Annotated in this window: 10 protein-coding genes; 3 read left to right on the top strand and 7 right to left on the bottom strand. The window is 63.5% G+C overall.

The features are described 5' to 3' along the window. Position 1 precedes the first annotated feature (1 nt). The 7 genes from mraY to mraZ all read right to left on the bottom strand — a co-directional run bounded on the left by mraY (position 2) and on the right by mraZ (position 7927). Complete coding sequence (gene mraY / locus HMPREF3162_RS08670; RefSeq protein WP_070572314.1) at positions 2–1093, bottom strand: phospho-N-acetylmuramoyl-pentapeptide-transferase; 1092 nt, start codon at positions 1091–1093, stop codon at positions 2–4. After that, positions 1090–2532 (bottom strand): UDP-N-acetylmuramoyl-tripeptide--D-alanyl-D-alanine ligase, encoded by a 1443-nt coding sequence (murF, locus tag HMPREF3162_RS08665; protein ID WP_070777615.1) that lies wholly within the window; start codon positions 2530–2532, stop codon positions 1090–1092. The genes mraY and murF overlap by 4 nt, the downstream gene beginning before the upstream one ends. 13 nt (positions 2533–2545) lie before the next feature. Then, positions 2546–4039, bottom strand: a complete 1494-nt coding sequence (locus tag HMPREF3162_RS08660) for a UDP-N-acetylmuramoyl-L-alanyl-D-glutamate--2,6-diaminopimelate ligase (protein ID WP_070777614.1) — start codon at positions 4037–4039, stop codon at positions 2546–2548. Further along, positions 4036–5811 carry a peptidoglycan D,D-transpeptidase FtsI family protein gene (locus HMPREF3162_RS08655; RefSeq protein ID WP_070572306.1) on the bottom strand — a complete coding sequence of 592 codons (1776 nt, stop codon included), beginning with the start codon at positions 5809–5811 and terminating at the stop codon, positions 4036–4038. The genes HMPREF3162_RS08660 and HMPREF3162_RS08655 overlap by 4 nt, the downstream gene beginning before the upstream one ends. A gap of 8 nt (positions 5812–5819) precedes the next feature. Next, positions 5820–6368, bottom strand: coding sequence for a cell division protein FtsL (locus HMPREF3162_RS08650; RefSeq protein ID WP_070572304.1), 549 nt, complete (start codon positions 6366–6368; stop codon positions 5820–5822). After that, the gene (rsmH, locus tag HMPREF3162_RS08645; RefSeq protein WP_070572302.1) at positions 6365–7336 is read right to left on the bottom strand and encodes a 16S rRNA (cytosine(1402)-N(4))-methyltransferase RsmH; all 972 of its coding nucleotides are present in this window, start codon (positions 7334–7336) and stop codon (positions 6365–6367) included. Before rsmH ends, HMPREF3162_RS08650 begins: the two co-directional genes overlap by 4 nt. Before the next feature lie 159 nt (positions 7337–7495). Beyond that, complete coding sequence (gene mraZ / locus HMPREF3162_RS08640; protein ID WP_070572300.1) at positions 7496–7927, bottom strand: division/cell wall cluster transcriptional repressor MraZ; 432 nt, start codon at positions 7925–7927, stop codon at positions 7496–7498. Between the two features lie 340 nt (positions 7928–8267). Between mraZ and HMPREF3162_RS08635 the strand changes: the two genes are divergently transcribed. The 3 genes from HMPREF3162_RS08635 to HMPREF3162_RS08625 are packed head-to-tail and all read left to right on the top strand — an operon-like array spanning position 8268 to position 12618. After that, entirely contained in the window at positions 8268–9221 is a 954-nt protein-coding gene (locus HMPREF3162_RS08635) for an AAA family ATPase (RefSeq protein ID WP_070572298.1), read from the top strand. After that, positions 9218–10339 carry a DUF58 domain-containing protein gene (locus HMPREF3162_RS08630; protein ID WP_070572297.1) on the top strand — a complete coding sequence of 374 codons (1122 nt, stop codon included), beginning with the start codon at positions 9218–9220 and terminating at the stop codon, positions 10337–10339. Before HMPREF3162_RS08635 ends, HMPREF3162_RS08630 begins: the two co-directional genes overlap by 4 nt. Next, positions 10339–12618: a transglutaminase TgpA family protein gene (locus tag HMPREF3162_RS08625; RefSeq protein ID WP_141759574.1), complete on the top strand. Its 2280-nt coding sequence runs from the start codon at positions 10339–10341 to the stop codon at positions 12616–12618. The genes HMPREF3162_RS08630 and HMPREF3162_RS08625 overlap by 1 nt, the downstream gene beginning before the upstream one ends. Positions 12619–12719: the final 101 nt, after the last annotated feature.

The following is a 12719-nucleotide window of genomic DNA, read 5'->3' as shown; positions in this document are numbered from 1 at the left end:
GTCATCGGCCAACGTTGGACACCCACTCCCCGTAGAACAGAGAAACGCCGATGACCGCGAAGACCAAAGCCACAATCCAGAACCGGATGACGATCGTCACCTCGGCCCAGCCTTTGAGCTCGAAATGGTGCTGCAGCGGAGCCATGCGGAAGATCCTCTTGCCCGTCAGCTTGAACGAGCCCACCTGCAGGATCACAGAGAGTGTGATGATGACGAACAGGCCGCCGAGGACCACCAGAAGCAGCTCAGTGCGCGACAGGATCGCAAGACCGCCGAAGGCACCGCCGATCGCCAGCGAACCGGTGTCTCCCATGAAGATCTTCGCGGGCGAGGCATTCCACCACAGGAAGCCAACACAGGCCGCGGCAATTGCCGCGGCAACAATGGCAAGGTCGCGCGGGTCGCGCACTTCGTAGCAGCCGGCCCGAGCAGATGACATGAGGTCGCAGTTCTGTGTGGACTGCCACGAGGTCATGAGGACGTAGGCGGCGAACACGATCGCGGATGCGCCGGCGGCCAGACCGTCGAGGCCGTCTGTGAGATTCACTGCGTTCGACACGGCCGTGACGACCAGGTTCGCCCAGATGATGAACAGGACCAGGCCCAGACCGAAACCGGCAAAAGCCAGGTCGACGCGTGTGTCCCTGAAAATCGAGATTGCGGTGGTTGCGGGAGTTTCCCCGTAGGAGTTCGGGAAGAACAGCGCGACAACGGCGAAGGTCACCCCGACAAATGCCTGCCCGATCATCTTCGGCACCGGTCGCAGGCCCAAGGAGCGCTTCTTGGAGATTTTGATGAAGTCATCCAAGAAGCCCACAATGCCCAGGCCCGTCATGAGCCACAGGACCAGCAGACCCGACATGGTCGGCTGGGAGCCCGTCAGCAGGTGAGCCAGGAAATAGGCCACGAGGGTCGCCAGGATGATGACGACACCGCCCATTGTGGGCGTGCCCCGCTTGGTTGCGTGGGATGCCGGACCGTCGTCGCGAACGAACTGTCCGTAATTCCTCTTGACAAGGATCTTGATGTACTGCGGCGTGCCCAGCAGGGTCAACAACAGGGCAAAGCACGGGGCGAGGACGACTGCGATCATTGCGCTACTGAAACTCCTGCGAATTCGTCTCCCAGGTATCGCAGACCGGCGTCACGGGAGGACTTGAACAGAACAATGTCACCGGGCTCGACTTCGGATGCCAGAAGTTCGCGGGCTTCCGTCACGGTGGGCACCCAGGCCGCTTCACTGCCCCAGGAGCCTTCGAGGTTTGCCGCCTGGTAGATGGGCAGAGCTCCCTGGCCGACGGCAATGGTGCGGGTGATGTTCAGACGGACCACCAGGTGGCCGATCTCGTAGTGTGCCTCAGCTGATTCGTCTCCGAGTTCGAGCATTTCGCCCAGAACCGCGAAGGTCCGACGAGGCGGGTGGTCGGCATCCCCCGCGCCCATGGCGGCGAGGGTCTTCAGGGCCGCGCGCATCGAGTCTGGGTTGGCGTTGTACGCGTCGTTGAGGACGGTGACGCCGTTGGGCGAGTCAATGAGCTCCATGCGCCACCGGCTGGCAGCGCCGGATGTGGCGAGGATGGTTGCAATGTCCTTGGGAGCGACACCGCACAGGTGCGCAATAGCCGAGGCGGCCAGCGCATTGGACACGTGGTGTTCGCCCAGCAGCGCAAGTTCGATGTGAAGCGGCTCTGGATGATCGGGAAGGTGCAGGTCGAAGGCCGTGCGGCCCGACGGCTGGATGTCGACGTCAGAGGCCCAGACGCCCTCGTCGACATTCGTCCCGAAGAACAGGGTGTCCACGCCCTCAGCCAGAACCGACTGCATGGAGCGCACGCGCGGATCATTGCCGTTGAGCACCGCGGTTCCGCCGGGGATGAGCGATTCGACGAGCTCGGCCTTGGCTCGAGCGGTGTTCTCGATGGACCCGAAGACTCCCGCGTGCGCCGAACCGACTCCGAGTTCGACGGCGATGTCCGGGCGCACGAGCGAAGTCAGATAGGCGAGATTGCCGATGTTGCGTGCGCCCATTTCGAGCACGAGGTACCGAGTGCTGGCACCGGCACGCAGCGCGGTGAGCGGAACACCGACTTCGTTGTTGTAGGAGTTCGGCGGCCACACGGTCTCTCCGGCTGTCGACAGCAGCGCTGCAGCGAGGTCTTTGACCGTGGTCTTTCCGGCAGAGCCCGTAATCGCCACAACCGTGAGCTCACCCGTGCTGCGCAGAGCTTCGACATTCGCCTTTGCCAGCTGGCCAAGAGCCGCGGTTGCGTCATCGACGACGCACGAGGGCAGGTGCTCGCCGTCGACGGACGGAACGGCTTCGGCGATGACGAGCGCCGCACCGGCCTGCACGGCCGCAGCGGCGAATTCGAGGCCGTCGTGGTTCTCCCCCGTGCGCGCGACGTAGATGTCACCGGGGCCCACTTCGCGGGAGTCTGTGACGGCACCGGCGCAGAGAACCGCGTCCGGTGAGATTCCGTAGAGTTCGCCGCCAGTGGCCTGGGCGATTTCTTCAGCAGTGAATTCCTTCATATCCCTTCAGACCTTACCGGTTAGCCGTGGGAGAACCGCACTGTGAGACGGCGGCGCGTGTTATTTCACGGTCGTCAAATGGCAGCTTGGTCTCGCCGTAGTCTTGGCCGGGTTCGTGACCCTTGCCGGCAACCAGGATAGTGCCACTGGTGCCCGCTGCCGCCACCGCCGCCTCAATTGCCTCTCGCCTGCTGGCGTACTCGACGACAGCGTCGGCGGCAGCCCGGCTGGTGCCGTCAGAGACCGCTGCGCGGGCACCGCTGATGACTTCGGCGCGAATGGTCGCAGGATCTTCACTGCGGGGATTGTCGTCGGTGATGATGACGACGTCTGCGTTCTCCGCTGCGGCTCGGCCCATGAGGGGACGTTTGCCGTGGTCGCGTTCTCCGCCCGCACCGCACACCACGACCAGGGGCTGACCTGCCAGACCGGAGAGAGCCTTTTCAATTGCGTCGGGAGTGTGCGAATAGTCGACAATGGCGCGCGGGGCGTGTTCTGAGACGACTTCCATCCGGCCGGGAACGCGAACGCTGAAGTCCTCTGCCGCTGAGACGAGCTCTTCTGCCGACACGCCGGATTCGAGCAGCATGGCAAGCGCCAGCGCGGTGTTGCTGATGTTGAAATCCCCCGGCAGCGGGCTTTGGGCGCGGATGCTGCCGTGCGGACCGCTGAGGGTGAACGCAAGGCCGTCGACATCGACGATCGTGTAGTCCGCTGAGTCTTCGACACCGGCGGCGACGGTGGCTGCGGGGATCTGCGACTCCCGCGCAAGTCGGCGTGCCCAGTCGTCTGCCAGCACGATGACGCCCCGGGATGCGAACTCGGGTGTGAACAGAAGGGCTTTCGCGCGGTAGTACTCTTCCATGCTCCCGTGGAAATCCAGGTGGTCCTGGGACAGATTGGTGAAACCTGCCACGGTGAAGTGCGTGCCGTCGACCCGGTGCTGGCTCAGCGCGTGGGAGGACACCTCCATGGAGCACGCTTCAACGCCCTGGTCGCGCATGTCTTTGAACAGACGGTGCAGGTCGGGAGCTTCCGGGGTGGTTCGGGCGCTCGGCTGTTCCTGCCCGGCGATGACGGTGGCTACCGTTCCGATCAGCCCTGTTGTCTTGCCGAGCTTCTGCAGCAGGGCGTCCAGGATGAAGGTGCTCGTGGTTTTGCCGTTGGTTCCGGTGATGCCGAACAGGGCCGGGGCCTGCGGGTCTGTTCCGTAGACTGCGGCAGCGATGTCACCGAGGACCGCCCGAGGTGCCGGGTGGCAGAGGACCGGAATGTCGCCAACCGCTTCCGACAGCAGGTCTCGTCCGGCCTGATCGGTGAGGATCGCTGCGGCGCCGCGGTCGAGTGCCTGCTGGGCGAACTGCGCTCCGTGCGCGTTCGCTCCCGGAAGGGCCGCGTACAGTCCGCCTGGCGATACGGTCCTGGAGTCCAGACTCACACCGCTGACGGTGATGTTCCCATCCCCGTGAACGACGGCTCCGCCGGGGAGTTCGCTCAGCTTCATCATTTCCATTCTTTCGGAATCAGTTTCGGTTCTTCAGTCGATGGGGCAACGCCCATCTGCCGCAGCGCGTATCCGGTGACTTCTGAGAACACCGGTGCGGCAGAGGTACCACCGTAGTATCCCTTGGTGGGTCGCTGCAGTGTGACGCTCACGGCGAGTTTCGGATTTTCTGCTGGAGCCACACCGGAGAAGTTCGCGGTGTAGCCGCTCTCCCGGTCGCTGGTCTCGACAATCTGGGCTGTTCCGGTCTTTCCGGCCGCCCGGTAGCCCTTGATCTGTGCGGATGTGCCGGTCCCCTCGGCAACGGCGGCTTCGAGCATGGTGATCACCGAGGCCGCCGTCTGATCGCTCACAACGCGGGTGCCTTCTTTCGGCGGGATCTCCGAAACCCGGCCGGAGTCGTTCACGGTTCCCTTTACGAGCTGCTGGGGTACGCGCACTCCCCCATTGCCGAGCGTGGCGAACGCTGAAGCGCTCTGCAGCGTGGTTGCGGAGACTCCCTGGCCGAACATGACGGTGTACGCGGTGCGTCCGTCCCATTTGTCGATGGGGTGGACGCTGCCGGCTGTCGCACCGGGGAAGTCGATTCCGCTGGACTTGCCGAGTCCGAATTTTGTGAGGTAGTCGTAGCGTTGCTGCGGGCTGAGCTTCTGACCGGCCATGAGTGTTCCGGTGTTGGATGACTGTTCGATGATCCCGGAGAAGGTGAGCTTTTCGTCTGCGTGCGGACTGGAGTCGCGGAACTCTTCGCCGTTGGGCGCTTTCCATTTGTCCGGCACCGTGAAGCGGCTTTCCGGTGTGACCAGTCCCTCTTCGATGAGCGCTGCAGCCGTAATGGCCTTTCCGGTCGAACCGGGTTCGACGGGGTCGGTGAATGCGCGTGCTCCTCGGTTGGCTCCGTCGACACCGCCGGGATCGTTGGGGTCGACGGTGGGCGCCTGGGCAACTGCCAGAAGCCTGCCCGTGCCTATCTCCTCAACGACGACCGTGCCCCATTCGGCTTTGTGATCTTTCACTGCAGCAGCGATTGAACGCTGCGCAAACAGCTGTATCTGGGGGTCGATGGTCAGTTCGAGGCCGGTGCCGTTTACCGGCGGCTTGGTGTCGTTTTCGCCCAGCGGGATGATGTCGCCGCGCAGCCCCTTTTCGAACTGTCTGCTGCCGTCTTTGCCCTGAAGCTGTTTTTGGTGCTGCAGTTCAAGGCCCGCCAGCGGCACGCCGTCAGAGCCGACCCACCCGATGAGGTTGCCGGCGACCGCACCGGAGGGATAGGAGCGGACGGTGTATTTCTCGGCTGTGATGCCGGGAATTTCGAGTTCTTGTATCTCCCGCCAGACTTCGCTGGTGATGCCGGTGGCTACGGGATTCCACCTTTTGTCTCCGCTGAGCTTCGGGAAGATCAGGCCGGCTTCGGTGTCGAGGACAGGGGCCATTGCCTTCGCCGCACCCCAAGCGCCGAGTGGTTTGTCGTCATCGTCTTTGTAGGCTGCGACGTTCACCTGATCGACGACTATCTGGTAGCGGTCGGCGTTGTCTGCAAGCACTGTCCCGTCTGCACCGATGATGACGCCGCGGTCTGCTGGAAGCGGCTGGGTAACAAGACGCCCGGCGAGAGCGCGCGAAGCGATCTGTGAAGCGTCCAGCCCTTGAATCCACACGAGTCGGCCGAGAACGCCGATCAGCACGAGCACTGAGAAGAAGGCGACCAGCCGCGTGCGGATCATGAATCCGCGCTGCCGCTTGGTCTTGGCGGACCGACCAGAACGCGGATTCATAGTTTCCCTTACTTGTCGGCCTGTTCGTTTGGCTCTTGGAGCTTCGGCGGGTTGAGCGCTCCGCTGCTGCCGCCGACTACCGGCAGCCGCTCGTCGGATTTCAGGTTCGGTTTGATGTCGTCGCGGGCGTCTTTGCGAGGCCCCGGGACATTGCCGTCGGGCGCTTTGTCCTCGCCCTGTGGGGCATCGACTATTGTGCCATCTTCGCGGATGAACTTAATGGATGCTGCGGGCTTCAGACCCTGAGCTTTCGCTGAGTCTTCGATGTTCTGCGGGCTCATCCGGTACGAGAGGTCTTCAGCGAGGCGGTCGCGGTCATCCGTCAGCTTGTCGCGTTCGGTGCTGAGCTCCTGCACGCGGTAGGTGCTGTGGTTGATGAAGATGTTCGTCACCAGAATGAGTGCCAGCCCCACCACGATGGTGGCTACGCACAGCAGAGAAAAAGAGGACCGAGCTTCAGCAATTTCCGGTACGACGAGGCGCAGCTTCGGTTTGCTCTGCTCTGTTTGCTTCTGCGGGCGACTTCGGGGAGCGGCCGTTTTGACTGCGTGGCTCATTGCGGCTTCTCCTTTGTCTTCTGCACTGCCCTCAGGCGCACACTCGCTGCGCGCGGGTTGGTCTCGATTTCTTCTGCGTCGGCTTTGTCTGCTCCCCTGGTCAGGTCTTTCAGCCAGGGCTGCAGGTGTTCGGGCACGACGGGCAATTCCGGAGGTGCCGCACTGACGGTGCCGGCCCGGAAGAGCTTCTTGACGATGGTGTCTTCGAGGGACTGGTAGGACTCGACGACCGCGGTTCCGCCCACGTGCAGGCCTTCGAGGGCCTGCGGGAGGGCGGAGCGAAGAATGTCCAGCTCCGCATTGACTTCAATGCGCAGTGCTTGGAACGTCCGTTTGGCTGGGTGCGAGCGTCTGCGCTGCCCTTTGGGTTCGGGAATGACCCGCTGCAGCATTTCTGCCAGCTGGTCGGTGGTTTCCCACGGCCGTTTCTGGCGGTCTTCGACGATGACAGAGGCGATCTTGTCAGCCCAGCGCTCCTCGCCGTACTCGGAGATGATGCGAGCCAGTTCCGCCTGGGGGTAGGTATTGAGGATGTCTGCCGCTGTCAGGGCGTCTTCTGCGTTCATCCGCATATCGAGTGCGGTTGCGCGCGAATAGCTGAAGCCGCGGTCGTCGTCATCGAGCTGCAGTGAGCTCACACCGAGATCGAAGAGGACCCCAGCTAAGCGCACGCCGCGCTGCGCAAGGATCGCACCGAGTTCGTCGTCACGCGCGTGCACCGGCGTAAAGCGCTTGCCGAAGCGCTGAAGCCTGCTGCTTGCAATGGCGATAGCTTCGGGATCTCTGTCGATGCCGATGACATGCACGTCGTCGCTGGATTCGAGCACACCTTCTGAATGACCGCCCATGCCGAGCGTCATGTCCGCAACAACGGGGGTGTCCCCGGCTTCGATGACGGCTTCGATGCCCACGGTCAGCAGCTGAACGCACCTGTCCAGGAGGACGGGTACGTGCGGGTAGACGCTCATTGTCATCCTCCTTCTTCTCATTCTTCGCGGCTGTTGAACCTAAGACCCCGTCCGGCCGTGCCCTGGCACCGGGGAAGTGTGTCAGGACTTCCTGGCTTTGGAATCGGGGAAGTATTCCAAAACCCTGTGTTCGGTCGGACGGAGTCTTCGGACCAACAATCAGAAAACTCCGGGAATCACCTCGTCGGTTCGGTCGGCGAATCCCTGCTCGGTCTGTGCGAGGTACTCCTCCCACAGAGCTGAATCCCAGATCTCAGCACGGTTTCCCATGCCGATCACTGCGACATCGCGGTCAAGTGATGCGTACCGGCGCAGGATCTGCGGAATGGTGAACCGCCCCTGCTTGTCCGGCTGCTCAGCCGAAGCCCCGGAAAGAAACACGCGGAGGTAGTCCCTGGCGTCCTTGCTCGTCATGGGAGCGGCGCGAAGCTGCTCGTGGACGGTTTCGAACTCCCGGGTCGAGAACAGGGTGAGACAGCGCTCTTGACCACGGGTGATGACCAGACCTCCGGCCAGTTCCTCACGGAACTTTGCGGGCAGGAGAAGACGACCTTTGTCATCGAGCCGCTGATTATGCGTGCCGAGGAACATGTCGTCTCACCCCTTTCGAAGCCACATGACTCCGATGCGCCCCACTATACTCCACTTTCCCCCACCATGTCCTCCCCAGGGCCCAAAATTGGACCTAGGCCCAGTATTTTGCCTGGTCACAGCGGTGGTAGAAAGTGGGGCGAGTCGGCCGCCAGGGCCCGAAAACGCTTCCAACCTGGGCCCAACGGCGGTCAGCCCCACCGAAATGCCCACCAGAACAGCCCCGCTTAGGCCTCTGAGGAGGAAAGTGGGGGCGCGTGGGGAGGAAAGTGGAGTGACCAGTGGGAGAAAGTGGGGAGCAAAGTGGAGTGGGCCCAGGGTGTGGGGCAGAATGGTGCCTATGACGACACCTTCGCCCGAAGCAATTCAGCACTACGGAGAAGTCGCCTCGCGACTGACTCACGCGGTGAGTTCGGTACTCGACGGCAAAGCCGATACCGTCCGCCTGGCAATCACATCGCTTTTTGCGGGCGGTCATCTTCTGCTGGAAGACGTTCCCGGCGTAGGCAAAACCCTGCTGGCCAAAGCGCTCAGCCGCTCTGTGGGCGGCACCGTTCGACGCATCCAGTTCACCCCGGACCTGCTGCCCTCGGACGTTCTGGGCGTCAATCTGTTCAACCAGGAGACTCGCCACTTCGAGTTTCGAGCCGGGCCGATCTTCTCCAACATCGTCATCGCCGACGAAATCAACCGCGCCTCCCCCAAAACGCAGTCAGCCCTTCTGGAAGCCATGGCCGAATCTCAGGCGACAATCGACGGGACCACGTACCTCATGCCTGATCCGTTTATGGTTGTCGCAACCCAGAACCCCATTGAAATGGAGGGCACCTACGCACTTCCGGAAGCCCAGCGCGACCGCTTCCTCATGCGCACCTCCGTGGGCTATCCCTCGTTGGCCGACGAAGTTTCGATGCTCGGCTCCCACGTGGGCCCGGATCCGCTCGACCGGCTTTCGCCAGTAACCACCACAGAAGAGCTCACGGCCCTTCGCACGGCGGTGGCGGCCCTCCCGGCGACCGACGAACTTCGCACTTACATAGTGAGCCTGGTTGTTGAGACCCGCAGCGACGCCTCTATCCGCATGGGCGTTTCACCGCGAGGATCGGTGGCTCTGCTGCGTGCCGCGCAGGCCAATGCCGTTCTCGAGGGCCGTGGCTATGTCACACCGCACGACGTGCAGGTTATGGCTGTCCCAGTCCTTTCCCACCGCGTTATTCCCCAGGACTCCGACTCCCCCGATGTCGCCGAGCAGCTTGTGGCCGACGTCGTCAGGAGGGTGCCGGTTTCGGCATGAGGATCAACACCTCCGGCTGGGTCTTCATCATCCTCGGCTCAGCGCTCATCATCGCGGCCTACCGGTTCGGCTTCCCGGGCCTTCTTCCCGTGGGCATTGTGTTCATAGGCCTCGTCGCCTTCAGCCTGCTGGCGGCTCTGATCACCAGTTCTCAGCTGAGTGCACAGCTGGTGGCTGACGCGCCGACCCTGGACGGCACCGCAATCACCAGGGTCGGCGACGAGCTCGTCGTCACGGTGCGTGCGGCGAATCGCCTGCCCGCTCCCCTGCTGCCCTTTGATCTGACCTTGCACTCAAAACCCGGATTCGGCACCGATCAGAACGCACACATCGGCGCCCTGCCGCCGCGGGGATATGCAGATGTACAGGCGGTTTTCGTTCCCACTCACCGTGGAATGACCGGGGTCGAGAAGCTCTCGGCAGCTGTCAGCGGACCCTTTGGTCTGACTGCGGCACTGCGCGCGGTTCCCGGCTCACTCGATGTTGCCGCAGCACCGGCTGAAGCGCCGGTCGGGATTCCGCAGTCCCTCTCAGCCCACCTATCGCGCGTATCGAGCGACCGGGTCTCACGCGGGAGGGGAACCCGCGACTACTTCACTCGCGAATACGCACCCGGGGACGATCTGCGATACATCCACTGGAAGACCACCGCCCGCCTGGGTGAGCTTGCGGTCCGCCAAGAAGCAGAAGAGGAACACGCCACCGCGATCGTCGTCCTCGACGGAGGCGTTCAGCCGTCGTCCGCCCAGACCGAGGCCGGCACACAGTTCGAAACGCTCGCAGCCGCCGCTGCCGCGGCAGTGCGCGCATACTTCGCCGCCGGCTATGACGTTCGCCTGCTGTGCGGAGATGAGGACATTCAGATTGAAGCCCGCTCGCTGGACCTGCCGCACGCCGAGCTGGCGATCGCCCAGGCGGATGGTCGCAGTGTGCCCGGGAGCGTGCGCCTTCCGCAGAACGTCGAGACCGTCGTCGTGTGTGCCAGCCGCGGCAGCGTCAACGTGAACATTCCCGCGCGCGCCCACGTGTGGGCTGCCGATTCGGCTGCCGTCTACAGCGGTGCAGACGAACCGGTTCTGCCTGCTCAGTGGTCGCTGACGGCAAGGAGGGGACGCTGATGCAGATGGTCCGCTCCCTTCTTCTGTTTGCCGCGCTGTCGCTGGCAGCCTACGCCACGACCGCCATGTTCTCCGGGCTTGAGCTTCTTGTGCCGGTCATCTCGGTCATCGGCATCACCCTGTTCGTCGGCTGGCTGGCCCGCATGGTCCGGAAGGTCTCCGAGTCCGGGCTGGCGGTCCTCGTTCAGTTCCTCGCGGCAAGCTTCGCCGTGCTCCTCATCTGCGTACCCGAGTCGCTCACGCTCGGCTTCATTCCGGGCCCGTCGTCGATTTCGGCGCTCGTGTCGTCGGTCAGCGCAGGCTTCGAGGACGTGGCCACCAAGCAGATTCCGCTGGCCATCACCGGCGGGCTCATCACAATCTTCACTCTGGGCTTCGGCTTCCTGGCCCTAATAGTCGACGGCCTGGTGTCCGACCTTCGCGTATCGAAGGCGCCGGCACTTCTGCTGCTGACGGTGTGGGCTTTTCCCGTGTACTTCGCTTCGGTGCACACCAAGCCGGTCCACATGGCAGCGATCAGCGCCGCGTTCATCACGGTTCTTCTGACGGAGTATGCGAGTTCGGTGTTCAGAGCGCCCGGCAGCGAAGAGTCGGCTGTCGGCAATGATAAGCACACGGCCGCCACTAGGCCTGGAGCCGGGGCCCTTCGCCAGCGCGGCACAGTTGTCACCTGGGCCAGAAACGGCCTGCGCCGGTTTCCCGGGACTGCTCTGCTGGCCGGTGCTCTGGCTCTCGTGTTGGGCATCGGTCTGCCCACCGTGCTGCCGGCGATCACCGCAACTCCCCACTACTCCAGTGAGCGCACTGAAGATCTCACGATCATCAATCCGTTCCTCACCCTCCGCAAGGATCTGCAGAACCCGTCAGATGACCCGGTGTTCACCTACACGACCACTGACCCCGGCGGTGTCGAACCCATCCGCCTGACTTCGGTCAGTGAGTTCGACGGCGAAGTGTGGAAGCCAGCTGAGTTCCCGCTGAGCAGGTCGCGCACTGCCGACGGCGGCTTGGCCAATGCACGGAAGCACGCCCCAGCAGGCGCTCAGCAGAGCGCCGAGTTCTCGATCGGCAATCTCGACCAGGCCTATCTGCCGGCTCCCTTCGCTCCCACACAAACCCACAGCGCCGGCCCACAGTGGCTGTACGACCCGAAGACGCTCACGATCGTAGGCAGCGGCGTGACATCGCGGGGACTGAGCTATTCGGTTGACTACCTTTCCGTGCAGCCGACTGCGAAGGAACTCGATGACGCCGGCGCCGATGCGGGGCGTTCGGCTGATCAGAAATACACTCAGCTGCCGAACGACGTTCCTGCGGACATCACCGACAAGGCGCGAGAGCTCACGAAGGACGCAGAATCGCAGTGGGCTAAGGCTGCCGCCATTCAGGCGTATTTCCACAGCGGCGATTTCACCTACTCCCTCGAAGCTCCGACGAAGGCCTCCAGTTCAGCACTGGCGGATTTCATGCGCCAGAAGAAGGGCTACTGCGTCCAGTTCTCAGCTGCCATGGCCTCTATGACCCGCTCGCTGGGCATCCCCACGCGGATTGGTGTGGGCTTCACCGCCGGCACAGAAACAGGTGACGGCCAGTACCAGGTGACTTTTGCCCAGGCCCACGCTTGGCCGGAGCTGTTCTTCGACGACATCGGCTGGGTTCGCTTCGAACCGACCCCCGGCGGTCCCGTTGGTGAGATCCCCGCCTGGACGACCGCCAGTGGGCAGTCCGAGGATGCCGAGCCGACGGAAGAGCCCACATCCGAAAGTCCGGAACCGACTCCGGAAGAAACTGACGACGCCGGTGGTGCAGAGGATGAGGAATCCGATTCTTCAGACCCCGGAGCCGCTGACGCCGCCGCTGACGTTCCGCCGTGGGTGTGGCTGACGCTTGCCGCTGCGGTGGTCCTTGCGTTCCTGCTTCTGCCCGTGATCGTCCGCTCTGCCCAGCGACGTCGCCGGCTCAGGGCTGGGGCTGTCGGACTGTGGGACGAGATCACCGCGACCGCCGCCGATGCCGGGCTTCCCATCCGCTCGTCGATGACGGCACCGGCTGCCGCCTCCGCTCTGGCTGAGCACGCTCCCGAAAGTGCGGCGGAACTCGAAAGCGCCGCGCAGGCATCGGACGCTCAGCGCTACGGCAACGCCGACATCAGCCTCAGGGCAGATGACAGCCGCGGTCTGGCTCTCGATGTTCGCAGCGAGCTCTTCGGCCGTCTGCCCCGGCTGCAGCGTGCAGTGAAGACCGTTCTGCCTGCGAGCGTGTTCCACAGACGAAAATAGGACAGCGTCCGCTATGACTGCGGGCAGGCAGTTTCAGCCGGGTCGGCTGCCCAGCACGGGAACTGCCGAAAGCGCCGGCGGCGGTGGAATTCTCCACCGCC

The sequence above is a fragment of the Brevibacterium sp. HMSC07C04 genome, from assembly GCF_001815905.1.
Lineage (GTDB): Bacteria > Actinomycetota > Actinomycetes > Actinomycetales > Brevibacteriaceae > Brevibacterium.
The sequence above is the reverse complement of the archived record's forward strand: the minus strand, read 5'-3'. Positions and strand labels throughout refer to the sequence as shown.